At 69.8% G+C, this 26,369-nt stretch carries 16 protein-coding genes; 7 read left to right on the forward strand and 9 right to left on the reverse strand.

Features of this window, described 5'->3' with window-relative positions; translation table 11 throughout:
- Positions 1–65: 65 nt before the first annotated feature.
- A complete protein-coding gene (arsB, locus tag WS75_RS13555; RefSeq protein ID WP_059680909.1) occupies positions 66–1,160 on the forward strand; it encodes an ACR3 family arsenite efflux transporter in 1,095 nt (364 codons plus the stop codon).
- Positions 1,157–1,879 (forward strand): arsenical resistance protein ArsH, encoded by a 723-nt coding sequence (gene arsH / locus WS75_RS13560; protein WP_059680910.1) that lies wholly within the window; start codon positions 1,157–1,159, stop codon positions 1,877–1,879. The genes arsB and arsH overlap by 4 nt, the downstream gene beginning before the upstream one ends.
- Before the next feature lie 83 nt (positions 1,880–1,962).
- Here arsH and treY read toward each other — a convergent pair whose 3' ends face one another.
- From treY to WS75_RS13600, 8 genes are all read right to left on the reverse strand, one after another.
- The gene (gene treY / locus WS75_RS13565; protein WP_059680911.1) at positions 1,963–4,728 is read right to left on the reverse strand and encodes a malto-oligosyltrehalose synthase; all 2,766 of its coding nucleotides are present in this window, start codon (positions 4,726–4,728) and stop codon (positions 1,963–1,965) included.
- Complete coding sequence (malQ, locus tag WS75_RS13570; RefSeq protein WP_059680912.1) at positions 4,725–7,022, reverse strand: 4-alpha-glucanotransferase; 2,298 nt, start codon at positions 7,020–7,022, stop codon at positions 4,725–4,727. Before malQ ends, treY begins: the two co-directional genes overlap by 4 nt.
- Positions 7,019–8,890 (reverse strand): malto-oligosyltrehalose trehalohydrolase, encoded by a 1,872-nt coding sequence (gene treZ / locus WS75_RS13575; RefSeq protein WP_059680913.1) that lies wholly within the window; start codon positions 8,888–8,890, stop codon positions 7,019–7,021. Before treZ ends, malQ begins: the two co-directional genes overlap by 4 nt.
- A 9-nt stretch (positions 8,891–8,899) precedes the next feature.
- Positions 8,900–11,014 carry a glycogen debranching protein GlgX gene (gene glgX / locus WS75_RS13580; RefSeq protein ID WP_059680914.1) on the reverse strand — a complete coding sequence of 705 codons (2,115 nt, stop codon included), beginning with the start codon at positions 11,012–11,014 and terminating at the stop codon, positions 8,900–8,902.
- Between the two features lie 32 nt (positions 11,015–11,046).
- On the reverse strand, positions 11,047–13,248 hold the full coding sequence (gene glgB / locus WS75_RS13585; RefSeq protein WP_059680915.1) for a 1,4-alpha-glucan branching protein GlgB: 2,202 nt from the start codon (positions 13,246–13,248) through the stop codon (positions 11,047–11,049).
- Positions 13,245–16,655 carry a maltose alpha-D-glucosyltransferase gene (treS, locus tag WS75_RS13590; RefSeq protein WP_059681056.1) on the reverse strand — a complete coding sequence of 1,137 codons (3,411 nt, stop codon included), beginning with the start codon at positions 16,653–16,655 and terminating at the stop codon, positions 13,245–13,247. The genes glgB and treS overlap by 4 nt, the downstream gene beginning before the upstream one ends.
- Entirely contained in the window at positions 16,655–20,047 is a 3,393-nt protein-coding gene (locus WS75_RS13595) for a maltotransferase domain-containing protein (protein ID WP_059680916.1), read from the reverse strand. Before WS75_RS13595 ends, treS begins: the two co-directional genes overlap by 1 nt.
- A 186-nt stretch (positions 20,048–20,233) precedes the next feature.
- A complete protein-coding gene (locus WS75_RS13600; protein WP_059680917.1) occupies positions 20,234–20,722 on the reverse strand; it encodes a phage protein NinX family protein in 489 nt (162 codons plus the stop codon).
- Between the two features lie 166 nt (positions 20,723–20,888).
- Here WS75_RS13600 and WS75_RS13605 point away from each other — a divergent pair, with 166 nt between their 5' ends.
- On the forward strand, positions 20,889–21,131 hold the full coding sequence (locus WS75_RS13605) for a DUF6566 family protein (RefSeq protein ID WP_059680918.1): 243 nt from the start codon (positions 20,889–20,891) through the stop codon (positions 21,129–21,131).
- 108 nt (positions 21,132–21,239) lie between these two features.
- On the opposite strand, the gene WS75_RS13610 is transcribed toward WS75_RS13605, so the two are convergent.
- A complete protein-coding gene (locus tag WS75_RS13610; protein ID WP_059680919.1) occupies positions 21,240–21,914 on the reverse strand; it encodes an HAD family hydrolase in 675 nt (224 codons plus the stop codon).
- A gap of 202 nt (positions 21,915–22,116) precedes the next feature.
- Between WS75_RS13610 and WS75_RS13615 the strand changes: the two genes are divergently transcribed.
- From WS75_RS13615 to catA, 4 genes are all read left to right on the forward strand, one after another.
- Complete coding sequence (locus WS75_RS13615) at positions 22,117–23,301, forward strand: sugar transporter (protein ID WP_059680920.1); 1,185 nt, start codon at positions 22,117–22,119, stop codon at positions 23,299–23,301.
- A gap of 520 nt (positions 23,302–23,821) precedes the next feature.
- Entirely contained in the window at positions 23,822–24,958 is a 1,137-nt protein-coding gene (locus tag WS75_RS13620; RefSeq protein WP_059602459.1) for a muconate/chloromuconate family cycloisomerase, read from the forward strand.
- Between the two features lie 45 nt (positions 24,959–25,003).
- Complete coding sequence (catC, locus tag WS75_RS13625) at positions 25,004–25,294, forward strand: muconolactone Delta-isomerase (RefSeq protein ID WP_059680921.1); 291 nt, start codon at positions 25,004–25,006, stop codon at positions 25,292–25,294.
- Positions 25,295–25,367: 73 nt separating this feature from the next.
- On the forward strand, positions 25,368–26,303 hold the full coding sequence (gene catA, locus WS75_RS13630) for a catechol 1,2-dioxygenase (RefSeq protein ID WP_059680922.1): 936 nt from the start codon (positions 25,368–25,370) through the stop codon (positions 26,301–26,303).
- Positions 26,304–26,369: the final 66 nt, after the last annotated feature.

Below are 26,369 nucleotides of genomic sequence, written 5' to 3' on the forward strand. Positions count from 1 at the left end.
TCCGCACGGAGGGCACGCTCGAACCCGCGTGCCGCTTGTGTCTTTCCAGCATCGACTCCTGTCCGATGAATACGTCCAACACCATCCCGCCTTGCAACGCCGCCGCGAAGCCCGCGATCAACTTCTTCGAACGCTACCTGACGGTCTGGGTCGCATTGTGCATCGTCGCCGGCATCGCGCTCGGCCAGGTGCTGCCCGGCCTGTTCCAGCGCATCGGCCGCATCGAGTATGCGCAGGTGAACCTGCCGGTCGGGCTGCTGATCTGGGTGATGATCATCCCGATGCTGCTGAAGGTCGATTTCGGCGCGCTGCATGAAGTGCGACGGCACGTGAAGGGGATCGGCGTCACGCTCGCCGTGAACTGGCTCGTCAAGCCGTTCTCGATGGCCTTCCTCGGCTGGCTGTTCATCCGCCAGCTGTTCGCGCCGATGTTGCCGGCGGACCAGATCGACAGCTACGTCGCCGGCCTGATCCTGCTGGCCGCCGCGCCGTGCACGGCGATGGTGTTCGTGTGGAGTCGGCTCACGGGCGGCGATCCGCTGTTCACGCTGTCGCAGGTCGCGCTGAACGACAGCATCATGGTGATCGCGTTCGCGCCGCTGGTCGGGCTGCTGCTGGGAATGTCCGCGATTACCGTGCCGTGGGCGACCCTGCTCACGTCGGTGCTGCTCTATATCGTGATTCCGGTGATGCTTGCGCAACTCTGGCGCAAGCGGCTGCTGCGGCGCGGCCAGGCGGCGTTCGATGCCGCGATGGCGAGGATCGGCCCGTGGTCGATCGCCGCGCTGCTCGCGACGCTCGTGCTGCTGTTCGCGTTCCAGGGCGAAGCGATCCTGAAGCAGCCGCTGGTGATCGCGCTGCTCGCGGTGCCGATCCTGATCCAGGTGTTCTTCAACGCGGCGCTCGCGTACTGGCTCAACCGCGCTGTGGGCGAGACGCACGATGTCGCGTGCCCGTCCGCGCTGATCGGCGCATCCAATTTCTTCGAGCTCGCCGTCGCGGCCGCGATCAGCCTGTTCGGTTTTCACTCCGGCGCGGCGCTCGCGACCGTCGTCGGCGTGCTGATCGAGGTGCCGGTCATGCTGCTGGTGGTGCGCATCGTGAACCGGTCGAAGGGCTGGTACGAGCGCGCTCGAGCCAACCACGGAATCCATCCATGACCGACCCACTGACCGACCTGCCGCAACTCGACCCCGAACTCTTTCGCGTGCCGGACGCAAGCCGCTTGCGGCCGGCTTCGCCGTCCACGCATCCGCCGCGTTTCCTGCTGCTGTACGGTTCGCTGCGCGAGCGTTCGTTCAGCCGCCTGCTCGTCGAGGAGGCCGGGCGCCTGCTCACGGCGATGGGTGCCGAGGTGCGCATGTTCAATCCGAGCGGCCTGCCGTTGCCCGACGATGCGCCGGAGAGTCACCCGAAGGTCGTCGAGCTGCGCGAACGGGTGCAGTGGTCCGAAGGGATGGTGTGGTGCTCGCCGGAACGACACGGCGCGATGACCGGCATCATGAAGTCGCAGATCGACTGGATTCCGCTGTCGATCGGCGCCGTGCGGCCGACCCAGGGCAAGACGCTCGCGGTGATGCAGGTCAGCGGCGGCTCGCAGTCATTCAACGCGGTGAACCAGATGCGCGTGCTCGGGCGCTGGATGCGGATGCTGACGATCCCGAACCAGTCGTCGGTGGCCAAGGCGTTCATGGAATTCGACGAAGCAGGGCGGATGAAGCGGTCGGCCTATTTCGATCGCGTCGTCGACGTGATGGAGGAACTGGTGAAATTCACGCTGCTGACGCGCGACATCGGTTCGTATCTGGTCGACCGGTACAGCGAGCGGAAGGAGAGCGCGGAGGAATTATCGAAGCGGGTGAATCAGCGGGCGATCTGACGGAGCGGCGTGCGCGTCCTCTCGCGAGACCCAATCGAGACAGGCGGCGTGTGCGAGCACGATCCTCAGCCATCCGGACCGATTCAATTCCGAACGCGTGCCGCGACGAGCACCGCCACCGGCAACGCGCCCAGACAGCGATCGAGCCGAATGACGCCGTCAGGCGCCGCGACTTCGCTTCCGTCACTCAGCCAGTCGATCCACCGCTCGCCGGCGCCTTGCGGCACGACCACGGCCGTATCGCCCCATTCCCGTGGTTCCACGCGCGGCAGCGCCGGCGCTTCGCCGAGCAGCCGGCACGCGAGCCGTGTCACCACGACCACGACCGTCGCCGCTTCGTCGCAGCGCGCGAATGCCACGGCGTGCCGCCCGAGTTTTCCGCGAACGCGCAGCGGCACGTACGCGCCGTCCGCGAACGTCGTTGGCCAGCGCGTGCGCAACGCGAGCATCCGCTCGACGAGCGCGCGCTTCACCCGCGCATCGGGCCAGTCGCGCAGGTACGCGGCGACCGGTTCGTCGACCCGCTCGGCCGCCAGCTCCGCAAACGGCACGTCGCGCCGGTTGTCCGGATCGACGAGCGAGTGATCCCATGACTCGGTACCTTGATACAGATCGGGCACGCCCGGCGACGCCATTCGCAACGCCGCCTGCGCGAGACTGTTGACGACGCCGGCCGGCGCGATCCGCGCGACGAACGCCTGCAGCCGATGCGCGAAATCGCCCGTGCCGTGCGGCGTCAGGATCGCGCGGACGAACGCTTCGCAAGCGTGCTCGTAGTCCGCGTTCGGCGCGAGCCAGTCCGTATGCTGTTTCGCCTCGCGCAGCGCCTTCGTCTGCCACCGCACCACGCGCTCCGCGAGCGCCGCGAGTCCGGCCGCATCGTCGGGCGCGAGCCCCGGCGGCCAGCAGCCGACCAGCGTCTGGTACAGCATCGCCTCGGCGGAAGGCCCCGGCGTCCATGCAAGATCGCGATGCGCGCCGCCGCGCCAAGGCTGGTTCAACGCGGACCAGTCGAGCGACGCCGCGCGCCACCAGTCCGGCACTTCGCTCAGCACCGCAAGCCGCACGCGCGCATCCTCGCCGCGCTTGTGATCATGCGTCGCCGTCGCGACGAGCGTATGCGGAACGGTGCGCGCGCGTCGCCGGTTGCGTGCATGGAATGCGCCGCGCGACAGGCTGAACTCGCCGGCATCGGCGCCGACCTCGTTGCGCGACAGCAGCCGTCCGTAGCGATAGTTGGCCGTGTCCTCGACACCTTTCGCGGCGAGCGGTGCGGTGAGCTGCGCGAACGCGACACGCGCCGCGTGCAGCGCCGCGGCATCCGCGCGCGGCACGCGCGTGCCGGGCAGCCCGAGCCAGCCGGCGACGCGATCGAGCGCGTAGCGGTCGGACGGATCGATCGCCGCGCACGCGGCGTCGTACGCGTGCGCCAGCACGCGACGATCGGCGCCGGTCGGCTCCTCGCCGAGGGTCGGGTAGAGCCGGTACACGGGCAGATGCACGGCGAGCTCGCCCAGCACCCGATGGATCGCAATCCGGCTGATGTCGCGCGTCGCGGGCGCGGCGCGGGCGACGCGGTGCAACGCCCGCGCGACGCGTTCATGCTCGCCCGCAAGCTGCCGTGTCAGCACGCGCCGCTTGCCGGCCACCGCTTCCTGCGCGAACGAGCGCGCCGAACCCGACACGGCAGCCCAGTGCGCGGCGAGCGGCGCGGCACCAGCCGGGTCGTGCAGCAGCGCGGCGACGTCGTTCATGAAGTCGTAACCGGTCGTGCCGTCGACGCGCCAGTCCTCGCGCAGCGTCTCGCCCGCCGCAAGAATCTTCTCGACGACGACATACGGCCGCTCGTCGCGCTGCGCGGCGAGCAGCGCATGCAGGCGCCGGCAGTACGCACACGGGTCGGCGAGGCCGTCGACGTGATCGACGCGCAGGCCGTCGATGAAGCCGGCGGCATGAAGTTCCAACGGCAGTGCGTGCACCGCGTCGAACACCGCTTCGTCTTCGACGCGCACGGCCGCGAGCGTCGCGATGTCGAAGAATCGCCGCCAGTTCAGTTCGTCGGCGGCCGTGCGCCACCATGCGAGGCGGTAATGCTGGCGTTCGAGCAGCCGGTGCAGGCACGCGCGCGAGCGCGCGCGGCGCGGATCGGCGCCGCGCAGGATCGCGTCGAACGCATGCGGGCCATGGGTGGCGGCGTAGTCGCGCAGCGCCGCGTGTGCATCCGCGAGGCGCGCGCTGCCGCGTACCGGCGCGGCAGCGAAACGTTCGGCGAGTGCGTTCAGGTCCGCACGATTGGCGATGCGCAGGATTTCTGCATAAGTTGCGGCGGCGACCGGCAACCTCCTGCCCGGGCATGCGAGGAAGAAGCATCCGGCTGAAGGATCGGCGCCGAGCATGATGTCGCCGGCCGCGAGCGCGTCGCCGTAGGGTGCGCCGAGGCAGGGCAGCAGCACCTTGCCGTCGAGCGCCGTATCGGGCGGATGCCAGTCGATGTCGAAGTAGTGTGCGTACGGGCTCGCCGGTCCCCATTCGAGCACGTCGTTCCACCAGCCGTTCGATGCGCCGCCGACACCCATGTGGTTCGGCACGATATCGACGATCACGCCGAGGCCGCGCGCACGCAGCGCGTCGATGAGGCGGCGGAAACCGGCTTCGCCGCCGAGTTCGGCGCGGGTCGTGCGATGGTCGACGGTGTCGTAGCCGTGCGTCGAGCCGGGCTCGGCCGTCGTGATCGGCGACAGGTACAGGTGGCTCACGCCGAGCCGCGCGAAATAGTCTGCGTGCGCGGCCACGTCGTCGAACGTGAAGCCCGCGTGCAGTTGCAATCTCAGGGTCGCGCGCGGGGTCATGCGTCGTCCTCCGGTGCATGGCGTGCGCGCTCGATCGCCGCGATGCGTGTGCGCACGTCAGCGTCGAAGAGCGCGTCGACCGTGCGCGGCAGCCGGCGCAGCCAGTTCGGGTGGCCGCATGGCGGGCCGGGCAGGTTCGGTTGGTCGGCCAGCGCGAGCAGATCCTCGAGCGGCACGATCGCGAGCGGCGACGGGCTGCGCGCGACGTACGCGAGGACGGCGCCGACGGGCGGCATATCGGCGGGCGGGATCGGATCGCTCGCCGGTGCGCAGCCCGCGTGCTGCAACGCGCGCCACAGCATCGCGCGGTCGGTGGCGCGTTCGGCCCGGGCGGCCGTGAGGTCCGGGGTGGGCGACGGTGTGTTGGGCGCGGAGGGCGCGCCGTGGCTGTCATCCGTGGCCGGCGTATCGTCACGCATGACCGGATTGATCCGTTCGTCGCGGCTCGAGCCGTGGGCGGCCGCGGCGCGACCGATGTCGTCGCCGGCATTGCGTGCACTCGCGGCTCGCCGCACCGGGTCGCGCCGGTCAGCCGCATCCCTGGCCGCATCGGTATCGGCATCCGCATCCGGGCCCGCCCCGGCCACGACCCGCCGCCATTCGAGATCGACACCACGCCACCAGCCGGCCACCGTCGGCAGATCATGCGTCGACGTCATCGCGATCGCGTCGCGATCCCACGCCGACGGCGGCCGAAACGCGTGACCGGCTTCACGTTCGAACCACAGCACGCGCATCCCCGCGATACCCTGCGCGCCGAGCCGCTCGCGAAAACCTTCCGGCACCGTGCCGAGATCCTCGCCGATCGCGACCGCGCGATGCCGTGCCGCTTCCAGCGCGACGAGCCGCACGAGATCGTCGAGCGGGTAGCGCAGGTACGCGCCGTCGCGCGGCGACCGGCCCTCCGGCACGATCCACATCCGCGCGAAGCCGAGTACGTGATCGATGCGGATCCCGCCCGCATGCGCGAAGGCCGCGCGCAGCAACTCGACGAACGGCGCGAAGCCGTTCGCGCGCAGCGCGGCGGGCGTCCACGTCGTCACGCCCCATGCCTGACCGTCCGCATTGAACAGGTCGGGCGGCGCGCCGACTGACACGCCGCGCAGCAGTGTCGTGCCGTGCGCCCACGCATCGCTGCCCGCACGATCGGAGCCCACCGCGAGATCGGCGATCAGCCCGATCGCCATTCCCGTATCGCGCGCGGCACGCTGTGCGTTGCCGAGCGCGTCCGACGCGCACCATTGCAGGAACGTATGGAACGCGATCGTCTCGGCATGCGCATGGGCGAAGGCGTCGACCTCGGCTGACGCCGGCGTCAGCCACTGCGCGGGCCATTGCCGCCAGTCCGCGCCGATCCCGTGTTCGATGCAGAACGCCTGCAGCGCGTCGAAGCGCGCGTGCGCGTCGAGTGCCGTGCCGCCCGCCGCGCGGAATCGCTCGAACGCGTCGCGCGACGGCTCACCGTTCGCGCGCCACGCATCGAAACACGCGCGCAACCGGCGCAGCTTCAGCGGCAGCACGTGCGGCCAGTCGATCAGCGGCGCGTCGCCTGCGTGCGGCATGTCCGGCGCCGCGCCGCTCATTCGGCGCACGATATCGGCCCCCGGCACCGCATCGCAGTCGAGATACGCGACGTTGTGCCAGCGCCGCGACGACGGTGAATACGGGCTGTCGCGTTCGGGCAGCGCCGGGTACCCGGCATGCGTCGGACTGATTGCGACCGCGTGCGCGCCGTGCCGCGCCGCACGCGTGGCGACGCGGGCAAGCGCGGTGTAGTCGCCCGCGCCGTCGTCGCCCGTGCGGCGCAGGCCGTAGATCTGAGCCGCGATGCCCCAGCGGCGCTGCGCGTCGTCGCAGGCATCGAACGGCCGTGTACGCGGCGGTGCGATCGCAAGCCCGATCCGCTGCTCGCCGATGTCGAGCGCGTGATAGCCGGGCAGCGCGAGCGGCGGCAGCGTGCCGTATTCGCCCGCGCCGCTCACGCGCCCGTCGACGTGTCCGCCCGTTTCGAGTGAAATCCGGAAGCGCGCGCCGGGCGGTGCGACGCTGCGTGGCAGCGTGAGCGGCACGCCGGCGTCGCCGGTCACGACGCGCGGCGTCGCGTCGTGCGCGGCGGCGAGCGCGGCCGCGCTGTCGACCCGCTCGCTCGGCGTGCCGCACGGCCAGCCGAGCGCACCGACGAGCGCAATGAGCGCGTCGTCGTCCACTCGCCGGGCGACACCGCCCGCATCGATCCAGTCGGGCTCCAGCCCGGCCGCACGCGCGAGTTCGGCGATCGGGACGTCGATCGTCATGGCCGTGTATGCCCGTTCGAGCGGTGGCTCAGCGCATCGCGGTTGACCGCGCCGTCGCGCCACGCGATGCAGGTGCGCGCGGGCAGCCGCTCGTCGGCCAGCCGGTCGCGCGCGCGCGGCGGCGTTTCGAACACGATCTTGCCGACCGGCAGCGCGGACAGCATCGCGTCGTGCGAGCCGGGATTGAACGCGATCGTCAGCGTGCTGCCGTCGCCGAGCTGCCAGCGTGCGACGAGCGCCACCTCGGCGTCGTCGCCGTTGCGGGCCAGCAGCTCGACGCCGAGCGCGCGGGCGCCCGGCAGGTGCGGCGTCACGAGCGCCGCGCGCACGGTCAGCGCGCTGCGATAGAAGCGCCGCCACGCGTCGGCGTCGGGCCACGCGTCCTCACCCGCATGGCCGGGCGACGAGCGCAAGAAGGTGCCGACGTCGTTCGGATCGGGAATCGCGTCGCGATGCGCGGGGTCGGCGAACGCGGAAAACGCGGCGAACTCGCGGCGCCGGCCTTCGCGCACGGCGTCGGCGAGTTCGCCGCGATAGTCGGTGAAGAACTGGAACGGCTGCGTGCTGCCGTCTTCCTCGCCCATGAACAGCAACGGAATTTGCGGCGCGAGCAGCATCAGGGCGGTGGCCGCGCGCACCGCGTCGTCGTTCGCGAGCGCGCGCAGGCGTTCGCCGAACGCGCGGTTGCCGATCTGGTCGTGGTTCTGCAGGAACGTGACGAACGCGGTCGGCGGCAGGTGGGCGCTCGGCTCGCCTCGCGGCGCGCCGCCGTGCAGCGGCGACGGCTCGCCCTGGTACGCGAACCCTTCGCCGAGCGTGCGCGCGAGATCGTGCAGCGGCGCGTCGGCGTATGCGCGGTAGTAGCCTTCCCGCTCGCCGGTCAGCAGCACGTGCGCGCTGTTGTGGAAGTCGTCGTTCCACTGCGCATCGAAGCCGCCGGGCCCGAGCAGACTCGCCGCATTGCGTTCGTTCTCGAGCACCAGATGCACGTGACGCGCGTCACCCGCATACGCGCGCACGCGGAGCGCGAGCGCGCGCAGCCACGCGTCGTCGTCGATCGCATACGCGGCGTCGATGCGCAGGCCGTCGAAACGGAATTCGTCGAGCCAGTACAGCGCGTTGTCGATGAAGAACGCGCTCGTCTGCGCTCGCGAGAAGTCGATCGCGGGCCCCCATGCGGTCTGCCGGTCCGCACGGAAAAATTCTGGTGCATAGCGCGGCAGCAGGTTGCCTTCGGGGCCGAAGTGGTTGTACACGACGTCGAGCAACACCTGCAACCCGAGCCCGTGGGCGGCGTCGACGAGCGCCTTCAGTTCCTCGGGCCGTCCGTACGACGCGTCGGGCGCGAACGGCAGCACGCCGTCGTACCCCCAATTGCGCGCGCCAGGGAACGCGTTGACGGGCATCAGTTCGATCGCGGTCACGCCGAGCGCGGCGATATCCCGCAGGCGCCGCTCGACGTTCGAATAGCCGCCGCACGCGCCGACGTGCAGTTCATACAGCACCGTCTCGTGCCACGGCCGGCCGCGCCACGCATCGTTGAGCCAGCGGTATGCGGCCGGATCGACGACCTGGCTCGGGCCATGCACGCCATCGGGCTGGAAGCGCGACGCGGGATCGGGCACGGCGAGACCGTCGTCGAGCAGGTAGCGGTACAACGTGCCGGGGCCATACGGCGCGACGACCTCGAACCAGCCGTCGCCCGCGGCCGGCATCGGGATGCGCTGCTCGCCGTGCAGTTCGACGGTGGCCGTGCGGCTCGCGGGTGCCCACAGGCGGAACCGCGTGTGCGCCGCGTCGATGCAGGCCGCGCCGAACGACGAGGCGAACGCGTGTGGGACGGGCGGACGGGCGGTATGTGACGTCATGGCAGCTCCTTACGCGGGCGGGGAGGGCGGCACGGCCGCGACGGCGATCACGGCCGCGTGCGCGGCGACGTCGAGGCCGGCCTCCGGCCACGAACGCGGCCCGGCGTCGGGCGTCGCGGTGTCGAGCAGCACGCGGTAGTCGAGCACCGGCGCGGGCAGCTTGAACGTGATGGGTTGGGTCGACGCATTCAGCATCACGAGCAACGCCTCGGTGCGTCCGGTGCGGCCCGTGCCGACGCGCCGCATCGTCAACGCGCGACGCTCGCCGTCCTCCCACGCGGGCACGCTCAGCGCGCCGCCGCGCTCGTCGAACCAGTCGATCTCGTGCATGCCGGGCGCGCCGTCGCGGTCGCCCGACGGATAGCGCGGCGTGGACATCACCGGGTACATGCGCCGTAGCGCGGCGAGCCGCGACACGAAACGCGTCATCTGCACGCCTTCATCGCTGTTCGCCAGGTCCCAGTCGAGCCACGACAGTTCGTTATCCTGGCAATACGCGTTGTTGTTGCCGTGCTGCGTGCGGCCGAATTCGTCGCCGGCGACGATCATCGGCGTGCCGAGCGCGGTGAACAGCGTCGCGAGCATCGAGCGCGCGACGCGCGCGCGCAGGTCGCGGATCGACGCGTCGTCGGTCGCGCCTTCGACGCCCCAGTTCGCGCTGCAATTGTCGTCGCGACCGTCGCGGCTGTCCTCGCCGTTCGCGTCGTTGTGCTTGTGCGCATACGAAACCAGATCGGCGAGCGTGAAGCCGTCGTGCGCGGTGACGAAGTTCACCGATGCCCACGTATGGCGCCGTTGATGATTGAACAGGTCGGCCGAGCCCGCGAGGCGCGCGGCGAGTTCGGGGCGTTGCCCTGCGTCGCCGCGCCAGAAGCGCCGCACGGTGTCGCGAAAGCGGTCGTTCCATTCGGCGAAACCGGGCGGGTGGCGGCCGAGCTGATAGCCGCCGGGCCCGAGGTCCCACGGCTCGGTGATGAGCTTGCGCTGCGCGAGCACCGGGTCCTGCCGCAACGCGTCGAAAAACCCCGCGCCAGGCTCGAAGCCGTGATCCTCGCGGCCGAGCGTCACGCCGAGATCGAAACGGAAGCCGTCGATATTGAACGCGGTGGCCCAGTAACGCAGCGAGTCCATCACCATCTGCACGACGCGCGGATGCGACATGTTCAAGGTGTTGCCGCAGCCGGTCTCGTCGACGTGGTAACGCGGGTCGCCCGGCCGCAGCCGGTAGTAGCTCGCATTGTCGAGGCCGCGCCATGACAGCGTCGGGCCGAGTTCGTTGCCTTCGCAAGTATGGTTGTAGACGACGTCGAGCACGACCTCGATGCCGGCCGCGTGCAGCTGCCGGATCGCGATGCGCATTTCGTCGAGCCGTCGCGTCGACAGATACGACGGCTCCGGCGCGAAGAACGCGGCCGTGTCGTAGCCCCAGTAGTTGCGCAGTCCGCGATTCACGAGCGCGCGCTGCTGCAGGAACGCGTGCACGGGCAGCAGCTCGACGGTCGTCACGCCGATCGACAGCAGGTGATCGATGAACGCCGGATGCGCGAGCGACGCGAAGGTGCCGCGTTCCGGCGCGCGCAGCCCGGCGCGGCGCATCGACGCGCCGCGCACGTGGGCCTCGTAGATCACGGTGCTGCGCCACGGCACGTTCGGGCGCCGGTCGGTGCGCCAGTCGAACGCCTCGTCGACGACCACGGCCTTCGGCATCGCGGGCGCCGAGTCGCGGCGGTCCATCGACAGGTCCGCCCGGTTCGAATGCACGCGATAGCCGAACAGCGCGTCGGACCAGCGGAAATGACCGACCAGCTTGCGCGCGTACGGGTCGAGCAGCAGCTTGGTCGGATTGAAGCGGTGGCCATGCTGCGGCTGGTACGGGCCGTCCGCGCGAAAGCCGTACACGGTGCCCGGATGCGCGTTCGGCAGGTATCCGTGCCACACCTCGTCGGTGCACTCGGGCAGGTCGAGCCGCGCGAGTTCCTTGCGGCCGGTCGGGTCGAACACGCACAGCTGGATGCGCTGCGCATGCGCGGAAAATACCGCGAAATTGGTGCCGAGACCGTCCCAGGTCGCACCGAGCGGATAGGCGCGGCCGGGATCGAGTCGGGATGGCAGGGCGGTCGGCATGGGGCGGGTCTCCGTGTCGAAATCGCCGGGTGTCAAGCCGGGCTCAGCCAGACGGTCGCGAGCGGCGGCAGGCACAACGCGGCCGACCACGATTCGCCGTGCGCGGGCACGGCTTCCGCCCACACGGCGCCGTCGTTGCCGGCATTGGAGCCGCCGTACACGGCCGCATCGGTGTTCATCAGCTCGCGCCACTGGCCGGGCGCGGGCAGCCCGATGCGATAGCCGGCGCGCGGCACCGGCGTGAAGTTGCTGACTGCGACGACGAGGCGTCCGACATCGTCGCGGCGCGCGAACGCGAACACGCTGTTGTCGCGATCGTCGCCGATCAGCCACGCGAAGCCTTCCGCGTGGCAGTCGAGCGCATGCAGCGCAGGTTCGGCCGCGTACAGGCGGTTCAGGTCGCGCACGAGCCGCTGCACGCCGCGATGCGCGGGCGCGTCGAGCAGGTCCCAGTGCGGCGTCGCGTCGTGCGCGAACTCGGCCCATTGCGCGAATTCGCTGCCCATGAACAGCAGCTTCTTGCCGGGATGCGCCCACATGAAGCCGAAGTAAGCGCGCAGCGTCGCGAGCCGCTGCCACGCGTCGCCGGGCATCTTCGTGGCGAGCGAGCCCTTGCCGTGCACGACCTCGTCGTGCGACAGCGGCAGCACGAAGCGTTCGGAGAACGCATAGACGAGCCCGAACGTCATCCGGTCGTGGTGATAGCGGCGATGGACCGGATCCTCGCGCAGATACGCGAGCGTGTCGTGCATCCAGCCCATGTTCCACTTGAAGTCGAAGCCGAGCCCGCCGTCGCCGGTCGACGCGGTGACGCCCGGCCACGCCGTCGATTCCTCCGCGAAGGTGACGACGCCCTGCGGCGCGAGCGCGCCGTGCAGCGTGTCGTTCAGCGTGCGCAGGAACGCGACCGATTCGAGATTCTCGCGCCCGCCGTGGACATTCGGCACCCACTCGCCTTCCTTGCGCGAATAGTCGCGGTACAGCATCGACGCGACCGCGTCGACGCGGATCCCGTCGACGTGATAGCGCCGTGCCCATGCGAGCGCCGACGCGACGAGGAACGCGCCGACCTCGTTGCGCCCGAGGTTGAACACGCAGGTGTTCCAGTCGGGATGCATGCCTTCGCGCGGGTCGGCGTGCTCGTACAGCGCGCTGCCGTCGAATTGCGCGAGACCGTGCGGGTCGTTGGGGAAGTGCGCGGGCACCCAGTCGACGATCACGCCGATGCCGGCCGCATGCGCGCGATCGACGAAGCGCGCGAAGCCGTCGACCGGCCCGAAGCGCGCGGACGGCGCGAACTGCGCGAGCGGCTGGTAGCCCCACGAACCGCCGAACGGATACTCGGAAATCGGCATGAATTCGACGTGCGTGAAGCCCATGCCGCGCACGTACGGGATCAGCCGCTCGGCGAGCTCGTCCCAGGTCGCGCTGCGGTCCATTTCCTCGGGCACGCGCTGCCATGACTCCGCATGCACCTCGTAGATCGACCACGGGATGCGGAAGCGGCGGTCCGCATGCGGCCGCGCGCGCAGCCAGTCGTCGTCGTGCCACGCGAACGCGTCGAGCGCCGCCGTATCGGCGACGACGGATGCGGTGCGCGGCGGTGCCTCGGTCGCGCGCGCGCACGGGTCGGCCTTGAGCGGCAGCACGCGTCCGTCGCTCGCGCGCAGCTCGTACTTGTAGTGCTCGCCTGCGCCGATGCCTGGCACGAACAGCTCCCACACGCCCCACGGCCGCCGTAGCCGCATCGGATGCCGACGGCCGTCCCAGACGTTGAAGTCGCCGACCACCGACACGCGCTGCGCGTTCGGCGCCCACACCGCGAAGCGCACACCGTCGACGCCGTCGATGCGCGCGGGCGTCGCGCCGAGGCAGTCGAGCACGGCGGCCGGGTCGCCGGCCGCGAAACGCGCGAGCGCCGCGTCGTCGAGCAGCATGCCGAACGCATACGCGTCGTCGGTCACCTGGCGCGTGTCGGGCCAGTCGATCGCGAGCCGGTAATGGCCGTCGTGCGCGAGTGTCCCCGCGAAACAGCCGGCGTCGTTCACGCACGCGAGCGTGCCGAGTTCGTCGCCGTCGGGCGTCACAGCGCGCACGCGCCGCGCGCCGGGCAGCAGTGCGCGCACGACGATTCGCCCGGCATCCCCGTGCGGGCCGAGGCATGCAAACGGGTCCGGATGGCGGCCGGCGAGCAGTGCATCGATATCGCGACGGTCGAACAGCGTGTCGGTCATTGGGCGCCTCCGTTGTCGGGTGTGCCGTGCGTGTCGAGCAGGCGTTCGACGAGCGCGGCGAGCCCGCCGACCGGCACGCCGAGCCAGTCGGGGCGGTTCGCGGCCTCGTAGCACAGCTCGTACGACGCCTTGTCGATCAGGAACAGCGCGAGCAGGCGATCGGCGTAGCGCGGGTCGACGAAGCGTTCGGGCGCCTCTTCGGCGGCTGCGCGATAGCATTCGACGAAGCGGTCGGCGGCGGCCTGCCCGAAGCGGTCGAACAGCGCACGCTTGCGGCCGGCCGCCTGCGGCGGCGCCTTCTCTATCGCGAATTGCGCGGTCGCGCTCACGTACGACAGCGAGCGCAGGAAGCCGGCCACGTCGCGCAGCGGATGCGACTTCGCGCGGCGCCGCTCGAGCGGACGCGCGGGCTCGCCTTCGAAGTCGATCAGCAGCGCGTCGCCCTGCACGTCGAGCACCTGGCCGAGATGGAAATCGCCGTGAATCCGCGTGCATTGCGCGTCGAGCGTGCGCGGCACCAGTTCGCCAAGCGCCTGCACGGCCGCGTCGCGCGACGCGAGCAGCGTGTCGGCGGCGGCGCGCATGGCCGGATCGAGCGCATCGAGCCGGGTAGCCAGCACGTCGAGCGCGTGCCTGAACGACGCGATCGCGTCGAGGCACCAGCCGTCGACGTGCTCGGGCGTCGCGCGCTCCGGCGTGAACGCCGGGTCGTCGCACGGCTGCGCCAGCGCGACGTGCAGCTGGCCGAGCCGCGTACCGACGATGCCCGCGAACGCCGCGTAGCCGAGCAGCGCATCCGGTTCCTCGTCGGGCTCGGCCGCTTCGCCGTCGGCGACGGCGGGCAGCGCGAGCTCGTCGACCGCGCGTTTCAGGAAGTCGAAGGAACGCGTCCACGCGTCGCCCTGGTTGTCGACGTAGCGCTGCAGGATCGCGACCGTGTGCGGCGAGCCGTCCGGATCGACGTGCACGACCTCGCCGGCGAGCGTCGCGGTGTTCGCGTAGCCGATCCGCGTCAGGTGGCGGCTCATCTCCGCTTCCGGATGGATGCCGTGCGCGACCTTGCGCACCAGCTTCAGCACGATCTCGTCGCCGATCACGAGCGAGCTGTTGCTCTGCTCGGCCGCGAGCCAGCGCACGTCGGCGTCGTCGCCGGGGTCGAGCGCGGCAAGCGCACGTTCGGGCAGGAAGTCGAGGCGGCCGCCGTCGGAGGTCGGCACCGTCGCGCCGTCGCGCAGCTTGCGCAGCATCCCGCGCGCGAACGCGGGAAGCGCGAACGCGTCGGTCAGGTAGCCGACCGTGTGGCCGCGCCGCACGCGCGCGAGCGCGAGCTGGGCGAACAGCGGATGCGACGTCTCGCCGCCCCATGCGGCAGCCAGCGGCACGACGTAGCGTTCGACGCCGCCGTCGCTCGCGGACACCCAGGCCTCCGCGTACTGGAACGGCTCATCCGGTATCGGCGTGACGACATTCAGCCACGCATTGCCGATCTTGCGGTCCTTCGACGCGAACCAGCGCCGCCGCGCGAGCCACGACGCGAGCGCATCGTGCGCGAGCATATGCAGCTGCCCGACGTCGGGCCGCACGTCGCCGCGCCGCATCACGATCGTCACGTACTCGGGCAACGGCTCCGCGTGCGGCTGCCGCCACGACGGCTCGCGGCCGTGCTCGGACAGCACGAACCATAGAAACCCGTACGGCGGAAAGGTGAGCAGGTAAGTGAGCTGCCCGATCGGCGGAAACGCCGAGTCCGACGTCATCTCGATCGGCACGCGGCCCGCGAATTCGGACAGGTCGAGTTCGACCGCCTGCGACGAGCGCGACAGGTTCGCGACGCACAGCACCGTCTCGTGGCCTTCGAGTTCGCGCAGGTACGCGAGCACCTTGCGGTTCTCCGGGCGCAGGAAGCGGATCGTGCCGCGCCCGAACGACTGCGTCGCGCGACGCGTCGACAGGATGCGGCGCATCCAGTTCAGCAGCGAATGCGGGTCGCGCGTCTGCGCCTCGACGTTGACCGCGTCATAGCCGTACAGCGAGCCCATCACGGGCGGCAGCACCAGCAGTTCCGGGTCCGCGCGCGAGAAACCGCCGTTGCGGTCCGACGACCATTGCATCGGCGTGCGTACGCCGTCGCGGTCGCCGAGGTGGATGTTGTCGCCCATCCCGAGTTCGTCGCCGTAGTAGATGACCGGCGTGCCGGGCATCGACAGCAGCAGCGAGTTGATGAGTTCGATGCGGCGCCGGTCGCGCTCCATCAGCGGCGCGAGGCGGCGCCGGATGCCGAGGTTGAGCCGCGCGCGCCGGTCGGACGCATAGGTCTGCCACAGCAGGTCGCGCTCCGAGTCGGTCACCATCTCGAGCGTCAGCTCGTCGTGATTGCGCAGGAACACGGCCCACTGGTTGCTCGGCGCGAGCGCCGGCGTCTGGCGCATGATGTCGACGATCGGGAAGCGGTCCTCGCTCGCGATCGACATGTAGATGCGCGGCATCAGCGGGAAGTGGAACGCCATGTGGCATTCGTCCTCGTGGCCGAAGTATTCCTGCACGTCTTCCGGCCACTGGTTCGCTTCCGCGAGCAGCATCCGGTTCGGATACTCGGCGTCGATCGTTGCGCGAATGCGTTTCAGGATCGCGTGCGTCTCCGGCAGGTTCTCGTTGTTGGTGCCTTCGCGCTCGACCAGGTACGGGACTGCGTCGAGCCGCAGCCCGTCGATGCCGAGATCGAGCCAGAAGCGCATCACCTGGAGCACCTCGCGCACGACGGCCGGATTGTCGAAGTTCAGGTCCGGCTGGTGCGAGTAGAAGCGGTGCCAGTAGTACTGGCCTGCAATCGGGTCGTGCGTCCAGTTCGACGTTTCGGTATCGAGGAAGATGATCCGCGTGCCGGCGTATTTCGTGTCGGTATCGGACCACACGTAGTAGTCGCGATGTATCGAGCCGGGCTTCGCGCGCCGCGCGCGCTGGAACCACGGATGCTGGTCCGATGTGTGGTTTATCACCAGTTCGGTGATCACGCGGATCCCGCGCGCGTGCGCTTCGCGGATGAAGCGCCGCACGTCGGCGAGCGTGCCGTAGTCGGGATGCACGTCGCGGTAATCTGCGATGTCGTAGCCGTCGTCGCGGCGCGGCGACGGGTAGAACGGCAGCAGCCAGATCGTGTCGACGCCGAGCTCGGCGATATAGTCGAGCTTCATGATCAGGCCGGGGAAGTCGCCGATCCCGTCGTTGTTCGAGTCGTAGAACGACTTCACGTGCACCTGGTAGATGATCGCGTCCTTGTACCACAGCGGATCGTCCGCGCAGAGCGCGGGCGCGCGGCGCCGCGACCGGCGCCGGCGCGGCGTGCCGGCCGGTGCGAGCGAGGGGAACTGCGCGCGACGCACGTCGTCGAGGGAGTCTTCGCGTTTCATCATGCGTGTGCTCCGGAAGAGTGTCGGGCGTCGCCCGGCTCGGGCGCCGCCGCTCGCGCGGCGCCGGGAGATGGCGCGAGCCGCCAGATCGCATACGGCCGCACGTGCGGGTCGAGCGACACGTACTGGCGATGCCCGCGCCAAGTTTCGGCATGCGCGGCGTCCTGTTCGAGCGCGTCGAGCGGTTCGCCGTCGACGAGCCCGAGGCCGCGCCACAGCGACGTGTCGAGCGTGAAATTTGCGGCCTGCGGGTGCCACGGGTCGAGGCTGATCGCGACCGCGACGACGCTGTCGTGCGCGGGCGTCGCCTTCACGAACACGAGGACCTGGTCGTTGTCCGCGTCGGCGAACGTGAGGCCGAGGTGAGTCTGCAGCGCCGGATGCTCGCGCCGCGCGCGGTTCAGCCGCGCGACTTCGGCGCCGATGTGCGCGGCCTTGTTCCAGTCGCGCGCGCGCAGCTCGTATTTCTCCGCATCCGCGTATTCCTCGCTGTCGGGCAGCGGCGCCGATTCGCCGATCTCGAAGCCCGAATACAGGCCCCACGAGCCCGCGAGCGTCGCCGCGAGCGCCGCGCGGATCACGAACTGCGAGCGCGGCGCGTTCTGCAGGTGGCGCGGATTGATGTCGGGCGTGTTCACGAAGAAGTTCGGCCGGAAGAACTCGCGCGGCGGACCGGCGGTCAGCTCGGTCAGGTAATCGATGAATTCGCGCTTCGTCTCGCGCCACGTGAAATACGTGTACGACTGCGAGAAGCCGACCTTCGCGAGCCGGTACATCATGCCCGGCCGCGTGAACGCCTCCGACAGGAACACGACGTCCGGATGCTTGCCGCGCACGTCGGCGATCATCCACGCCCAGAGCGGAAGCGGCTTCGTGTGCGGATTGTCGACGCGGAAAATCCGCACGCCCGCGTCGACCCAGAACAGCACCGCGTCGCGCAACGCGAGCCACAAGTCGGGCAGCGCGTCCGGCGCGTAGAAGTCGGGATTCACGATGTCCTGGTAGCGCTTCGGCGGATTTTCCGCGAAGCGCAGCGAGCCGTCGGGCCGCCATGCGAACCAGCCCGGGTGCGCGGCGAGCCACGGATGGTCGGGCGAGCACTGGATCGCGAAGTCCAGCGCGATCTCGAGCCCTTGCGCGCGCGCCGCATCGACCAGCGTCCGGAACGACGCGAGCGTGCCGAGCTGCGGATGCACGGCCGTGTGGTCGCCGTCGTGCGAGCCGATCGCGTACGGGCTGCCGACGTCGTCCGGGCCGGCCTTCAGTGCATTGTTGCGGCCCTTGCGCGCGGTCGTGCCGATCGGGTGGATCGGCGGGAAATACAGCACGTCGAAACCCATGTCGCGGATGCGCGGCAACTGCGCGATCACGTCGTCGAACGTGCCGTGCCGGTGCGGATCGTTGCTCGCCGAGCGCGGGAACATTTCGTACCAGCTCGAGAAGCGCGCGGCGCGGCGCTCGACGTCGACGGGATACACCGTTTCGTCATGGGTGACGAACGGCCGGTAGCGCAGCGCCGCGAAGGCTGCGGCGAGCGCGGGCGCGCCGATCAGCGCGAGGCGTGCGTCGGGCGGCGCGTCCTTGAAGTCGGCGGTCAGCCGTTCCATCTGCCCGATCGCGCGCGGATCGGCGGGGTCGGCGCGCTTCAGCGCGGTCGCGAGCAGCAGTTGCGCTTCGCGCACCTCCAGCATCACGTCCTGGCCGGCCGCACGCTTTTTTGCGATGTCGGTGACGAGCGATGCCCAGTCGTCGCGCCAGGCGATCACGCGGAACGCGTGGCGGCCGAGCCGGTCGAGCGCGATCCGCGCGTGCCAGCGATCGTTCTGCTCTGCAACGAACGGCACTTCGCGCCAGTCGTCCTCGTCGTCCGCGCGCCATTGCAACGCTGCCGCGAGATGCGCATGCCCGTCCGAGAAAATCGATGCGTGCACAACCAGTGTTTCGCCGATCACGCGCTTGATCGCGAAGCGGCCGCCGTCCACGGCCGGCTCGACGCGTTCGATCGCGATCCGGTCGGCCGCGAGCGCCGCGGACAGCGCGGTGCGCTCACGCGCGGTGTCGGCGCGCGGGATCGCCGGCGGTGCGCGCCAGGCTTCGCGCAGCGCATAGCCGCCGGGTTCGAGCGTGAACGCTTCCAGCGCGACCGGCGCGTGCTTGCGCGCGCCGTCCGGTGTCGCGACATGGGTGAAGCCGCCCGGCACGCCGGGCAGGATCGCGGCGGGATCGATCGGCGCTTCGGTATCGAGATCGGGATTCAGCGCGATTAGGAGTGCCGTGTCGTCGTGCTCGAGCGACGGGCCCGTGCCGCGCAACAGCGCGGTCGCGGCTGCGCCGGGCGCGCTCAGTTGCGCGATTTCGCCGCGCTGGGCCGCGAGCGGCGTCGCGCGGCGCCATGCGTTCGCGTCGGCGATCGCGCCGGACAGGTCGAAGCGCGCGACGTCGAACGCGGCGCGATAGCGCGTGGCATCCGCATCGCGCGCCATCAGCGGCAGCGTGACGCCGCGCTCGAAGCCCATCGGCACGAGCCAGCCGGTACCGACCGCCGCCGCGGTCCACAACGCGCGGTGATACGCCCGGGCGACCGTCTCGTCCGGCGCGTCGCGCCAGTCGTCGGCGAGACGCGGGCCGTCGTAGGTGTCGGGAAACGCGATCGGCGAGCCGATGCGCCGCAACAGACGGTGTTCGTCCGCAAACCACGGCGAACGCAGATCCCACCAGCGTACCGACGAGAACACCGCGTCGAAGCCGGCCGCCTCGAATTGCGCGAGTGCGTCGCGCGCATGGCCGGGTACGCCGGCCAGCACCGCGACGTCCGGGCGCGCGCGACGCAGCGCCGCGCGCCAGCCGGGCCACCACGCGGCCGGCAGATGATGCGGCGCGTCGATCAGGAAGCCGGCCGCGCCGGCGTCCGCGAACGCAGCGAGATGCGCGCACCACCATGCGGCGAGTGCGTCGTGTGTCGCATCCTCGCCGACCTGTGCATGCGCGACGTCGAGTTCGTGCGCGGCGCGGCGCGGATCGATCAGCGCGTCGTCGTGCGAGCGCTCGACGTACCAGTCCGGATGCTCGACGCGCAGCGGATTGTCGCGCGCGATGCGATCGGGCACGACTTCGAGCATCACGCGCAGCCCGTGGCCGTGGGCGAGCTGCGCGAGCCGCGAGAACGTCTCGAGCGCGCCGGCGCGCGTCGCGAACGTCGCGGCCGGCCGATGGAAGTCGGCGACGTGACGCGGAAAACCCGCGACGCTGGCGGCCCAGAAGCCGCCGATCAGCACGTGATCGAAGCCCATGCCCGCGATATGTGCGAACGTGTCTGGCCACGTGTCGAGCGGACCGACTAGGCGGGCGTCGCAGAAGTAGAGGTGTGCGGCGAAGGGCGGCGTGAAGTTCATGGAATGGCGTGAGCGGGCGGCGGCGAACGGTAACGGCCGTGCGCCGCAACCCGCGTGCCTGCGGCGCCGAGCCCCGCGCGGCAACGCGCCGACGGGGTGCCGCAGGCTGAACCTCTGTCGTTTTTACATGAACGCTGTACGGTCGTTGCATCGCGCGCGGAGCGGGGCGGGGCGCGTCCAGCGTCGTCACATGCGCGGAATCGAGCGGATGTCCGAACTGTCGCCGGCGGCCGGATCGTCGTCCGATTCGGGAAGCGGCGCTCCGGGGAAGTAACGCACCGGCGCGCCGCGCTTGATCCGGTGCGCGAACGCCGGCGGGGTATCGACGTCGTCGCCGAAGTGCGCCCGCACGAACGCGCGCAGCAGCGCGGTGCGCGGGTCGGTCGCGCGCGCCGCGCAGGTCGACGGGCCACCGATGAAGCATGCGTCGCATTCGACGCTGTCGCCGCGCCGCGCGATCCGCAGATCGCCGACGCGATCGAGCACCGCTCCCGCATCGGCCCACGACGTCGACGGCGCGAAACCTGCATCGAGGCGCCGAAATGCATCGCACGCCGCGGTCACGGTCAGCTGCGGCTCGACGGCCGTGAAGCACAGCGTGTCTTCGTCGTCCGCGCACAACGCGCGCGCGCACCAATAGTCGAGGGCCGTTCCGGCGAGTTCGTCGGTTCGCATGGGCAAGCTCCGTCAGGGTTTGTCAGCGCGGTGGGACGCGCGCAAGCGGCGTACCAAGCTGCCGGATAGCGGGCACGGCGTGTGCGCATGGGGCCAACGGCGCGCGCGGCGATCATGCGGCGCGCATTTTTTGCATCGCCATCGCAGATATGCACAGGGGGCCAGCATGCAGCATCAACAGGACGCACAGGTGCGCGACCCGTATCGCGGCCACGAGATTCGCGTCTGGGCGCGGCGCAATGCGCGCGGCGCGTGGGATGACGAAGTGCAGGTGTATGTCGACGGCGAGCGCATCGAGCTCCACGTGCCGGAGCCGGCCGGCCCGGAATGGAAAACCGAGGACGAGGCGCTGCGCGCGGGTGTCGAGCGCGGGCGTTATCTGGTCCACAAGCGTGTCGACGACGATTGACCCGACCCGACCCGATTGGTGCGACCGGCAGCTTGCACGCGGGGCCGCAAGCCGACGAAGGTGACGCCGCAGAGCCGGGCGCCGTGGGTCAGGCGGACGATTCAGGCATCACGGCCGCGCCGCGATCTCGTCGAGGTGCCACAGCAGATCCGCCGGATCGTCATACACGCGCAGCGCGCCCGCGCGTTCCAGCTCGTCGCTGCCGTAACCGCCCGACAGCAAGCCGACGCCCAGCGCGCGGCAGCGGCTCGCGGCGAGCATGTCCCAGATGCTGTCGCCAACCACCACCGTATGCTCGATCGGCACGTTCAGCTTCGCGGCGGCCGTCAGGAACAGATCGGGATCCGGCTTCGCATACTTGACCTGATCGCGCGTGACGACCACGTTCTTCGCCGGATCGACGCCGAGTGCCTCGAGGTTGATGGCCGCCGTTTCCATCCGTCCGCTGGTCGCGATCGCCCAGCGGATGCCCGCGTTCGACAGCGCGGCCAGCAGCTCGCGCGCGCCCGGCAGCGGCCGGACCTGCGCGCGCAGCCGCTGGTACGCGGCCGCGTGCAGCCGTGCGAGCTGTTCGACGCGCTCGGCGTCGATGTTGCCGGCCGTCTCGCGCAGCAGCTGGTTCAGGAACAGGCCGCCACTCATCCCGATCTTGCGGTGGATGCGCCACACCGACAGCTCGATGCCCTCGGCATCGAGCGCTTCCTTCCACGCGAGCACGTGCTGGTAGACGCTGTCGACGAGCGTGCCGTCGAGATCGAACAGAAACGACGTTTCAATGCGCATGTTGAATCTCCTGGCCCGATGAGGTTCGGGCGAATCGTCCGCGAAAAGTCCTTCGACGCATTATCGGCGCGCGGCCGTGTCATCGCCATGTCCCGGCGCCGCGGCCGGCAGCGGCGTGTCGTTTGCCGCTGGTACAATCGCGCCGATGCGTCGGGCCGGCTGCCCGCGCCGCACGCGCCCCCAACCCTCGTCGAATTCCCGTATGGCAACTCCGGACGCCGTCAGTTCCGAACAGTCGTGGTGGGGCGTCCTGGCCCTGGCACTCACTGCCTTCATCTTCAACACTACCGAATTCGTGCCCGTCGCGCTGCTGAGCGCGATCGGCGACAGCCTGCGGATGCAGCCGACCGACGTCGGCCTGATGCTGACGATCTACGCGTGGGCTGTCGCGGTCGTGTCGCTGCCGCTGACGTTCGTCACGCGCCATGTCGAACGTCGCAGGCTGCTGAGTTGCGCGCTGCTGGTGTTCATCGGCAGCCATGTCGTCACCGGCGTCGCGTGGAATTTCGCGGTGCTGATGATCGGCCGGCTCGGCATCGCGTGCGCACATGCGGTGTTCTGGTCGATTTCCGTTCCGCTGGCCGTGCGGCTCGCGCCGAGCGGCCGGAAAAGCCGCGCGTTGAGCCTGCTCGCGATGGGCACGGCGATCGCGATGGTCGCCGGCATTCCGCTCGGGCGCGTGATCGGCGAGGTGCTCGGCTGGCGCGTGACGTTCCTCGTGATCGGCGGCGCGGCGGCTGTCGCGCTGCTGATGCTGCGCGTGACGCTGCCGACGCTGTCGAGCCAGGGCGCCGGATCGCTGTCCAGCATCGGCATGTTTCTCAGGAAGCCGGCACTGGTATCGCTGTACGCGATCACCGTGCTGGTCGTGTCCGCGCATTTCACGTCGTACACGTACATCGAGCCGTTCGTGCAGAGCGTCAATCATGCGAGCAGCAGCCGGATTACCTACGTGCTGATCCTGTTCGGCGTCGCCGGCATGCCGGCCGCGGTCTGTTTCAACCACGTGTTTCCGGAGCGGCCGGCCGATTTCCTGCTCGCATCGATCATCGCGCTGTCGGCGTGTCTGCTGATCCTGTTCCCCAGCGCGCTGAACATCGTCACGCTGTCGGTTCACACGCTGGTGTGGGGCGGCGCGATCGTCTGCTTCGGGCTCGCGATGCAGGCCTGGGTGCTGAAGCTCGCGCCCGAGGCGACCGATCTCGCGGTGTCGATCTTTTCCGGGCTGTACAACGTCGGCATCGGCGCCGGCGCGCTGCTCGGCAACCATATCGCCGGGGAGTTCGGGCTGCCGTGGGTCGGCACGTTCGGCGGGGTGGTCGGGATATTCTCCGCCGGCATCGCGTGGGCCGCGTTGCGGCTGCATGAGCGGCGGGCGGTGGCGTAGTCCGCCTTCAGTGCCATCGCACTGCATGCCACATGCCATGCCGGGCGCGGCCTTTGCTCGCGGCTTTCTGGTCGCTCGCGTGGCTGCAGATCATCAGACATTGAAGACACTGTGGAAGCGCTTCAGGCGCCTATCGCCACCGCAATGATCCGGCCACGGGGACGTGGCCGGATCGCGGCGCCTTCGTGCGGAATACGGGCGGCGGGCCACACCGCATTCCCATCAGGAAAACCCTGATCCGCCCGCCCGGACCTCGATTTCCGTCGACGTCGCCAACCACCAGCCTGCCCGCATTTCACTGCTCGCCACGCGGTGCCCTGAAACCTGTCCCGCTCCTCCCAGCAAGCCTTCCAGCCACGCCAACCAGACAAAACGGGTATGGCGCGATGCAATATTTCTCGATCTGAAGCGAATTTCAATACCTGACAGGTATGAAAAAGCGAGGCCAAAAGTATTGGACGGTCCATTTCCCCGCCGCGTATAAATCCGTCCCATGAACTCACCACACGCAGCGTGCCCCATGTCTCCCGTCACCATCGAACGCATTGAAACCCGCCTCGTCGACCTGCCGACGATCCGTCCGCACAAGCTGTCGGTCGCCACGATGCACGGCCAGACGCTGATGCTGGTGAAGGTGACCTGCAGCGACGGCGTGACGGGCACAGGCGAAGGCACGACGATTGCCGGGATGGCGTATGGCCCGGAAAGCCCGGAAGCGATGAAGCTCGCAATCGACGCGTACCTCGCACCGGCGATCATCGGCAAGGATGCGACGCGCATCCAGGCGCTGATGGCGTTCCTCGGCAAGCTCGCGAAGGTCAATCACTTCGCGAAGAGCGCGCTCGAAACCGCGCTGCTCGACGCGCACGGCAAGCGCCTCGGCGTGCCGGTCAGCGAACTGCTCGGCGGCCGCCGGCGCGATCGCCTGCCGGTCGCGTGGACGCTCGCATCGGGCAACACGGCGACCGATATCGCCGAAGCCGAGCGAATGCTCGACCTGCGCCGCCACAACGTGTTCAAGCTGAAGATCGGCGCGAAGGCGCTCGACGCGGACATCCGTCACGTGGCCGAGATCAAGCGGGCGGTCGGCGAGCGCGCATCGGTGCGCGTCGACGTGAACATGGCGTGGAGTGAAACGCAGGCTGCGCGCGCGATTCCGGCGCTCGCCGATGCCGGCTGCGAACTGGTCGAGCAGCCGGTCGCGTCGGCCGCTGCGCTCGCACGGCTGATGCGCCGCTTCCCGGTCGCGCTGATGGCCGACGAAATCCTGCAGGGCCCGGACAGCGCGTTCGAGATCGCGAAGCATCACGGCGCGGACGTGTTCGCGATCAAGATCGAGCAGAGCGGTGGCCTTTTCGCGGCGCAGCGCGTCGCGGCGATCGCGGATGCGGCCGGCATCGAGCTGTATGGCGGCACGATGCTCGAAGGCGCGTTCAGCACGGTCGCGTCCGCGCATCTGTTCGCGAGCTTCGCGAACCTGCAGTGGGGCACCGAACTGTTCGGACCGCTACTGATTACCGAAGAGATTCTCACGACCCCGCTCGACTACAGCGATTTCGAACTGACCGTGCCGAGCGGCCCGGGCCTCGGCATCGAACTCGACGAAGCGAAGGTCGCGCGCTTCACGCGCGACGGGCTGACGAAAGTCTCCCGCTGAATCGCGACAACTCGCGATAACACGATCACGCACCAGGACATCACGATGCTTTTCCACGTACGCATGGACGTCAACCTCCCCGCCGACATGCCGGTCGGCGTGGCCGACGAGATCAAGACCCGCGAGAAGGCCTATTCGCAGGACCTGCAGCGCAGCGGCAAGTGGCGCCATATCTGGCGCATCGCCGGTGAATACGCGAACTACAGCGTGTTCGACGTGTCCGGCAACGCCGAGCTGCACGAGATCCTGACCGGCCTGCCGCTGTTCCCGTACATGAAGATTTCGGTGACGCCGTTGTGTCGCCACCCGTCGTCGATTCACGACGGCGACGTTTGAGCCACGGAGCCGCTTCTTCCGCAACGGCGGGCACCGGGTCACCTTTCCCCAAAATACACGTGGAGACACCATCATGAGCGTCAAAGTATTCGAAACCAAGGAAGTGCAGGATCTGCTGAAGGCCGCGTCGAACGCGGGCGCCAGTGGCGGCAACGCGCGCACGCAGCAGGTCGTGCTGCGGCTGCTCGGCGACCTGTTCAAGGCGATCGACGACCTCAACATTACGCCGGACGAAGTGTGGGCCGGTGTGAACTACCTGAACAAGCTCGGCCAGGACGGCGAGGCGGCGCTGCTCGCGGCCGGCCTCGGCCTCGAGAAGTATCTCGACATCCGGATGGACGCGGAGGACGAGGCGATCGGACTCGACGGCGGCACGCCGCGCACGATCGAAGGCCCGCTGTACGTCGGCGGCGCGCCGGTGCGCGACGGCGTCGCGAAGATCGACCTCGATGCGGACGAAGGCGCGGGCCCGCTCGTGATCCACGGCACGGTCACGGGGGTCGACGGCAAGCCGGTGGCCGGCGCGCTGGTCGAGTGCTGGCACGCGAACTCGCACGGCTTCTACTCGCATTTCGACCCGACCGGCGCACAGAGCGATTTCAACCTGCGCGGCGCGGTGAAGACGGGCGCGGACGGCAAGTATGAATTCCGCACGCTGATGCCGGTCGGCTACGGCTGCCCGCCGCAGGGCGCGACGCAGCAGCTGCTCGACCGCCTCGGCCGTCACGGCAACCGCCCGGCGCACGTGCACTTCTTCGTGACCAGCGACGGCCACCGCAAGCTGACGACGCAGTTCAACATCGACGGCGACCCGCTGATCTGGGACGACTTCGCGTATGCGACGCGCGAGGAGCTGATTCCGCCCGTCACCAGCAAGACCGGCGGCGCCGCGCTCGGGCTGAAGGCCGACGCATATCAGGACATCGAGTTCAACTTCGTCCTGACGCCACGCGTCGAGGGCAAGGACAACCAGATCGTCGAACGCCTGCGCGCTTCCGCCACGGCATAACCGCCCGACGGCACGGCGGCGCGCCTGCGCCGCCGCCGGCCCCGTCCCCGCGAGATTCAATCGATA

This window comes from Burkholderia sp. FL-7-2-10-S1-D7 (assembly GCF_001524185.1).
Classification (GTDB): Bacteria; Pseudomonadota; Gammaproteobacteria; order Burkholderiales; family Burkholderiaceae; genus Burkholderia; species Burkholderia diffusa.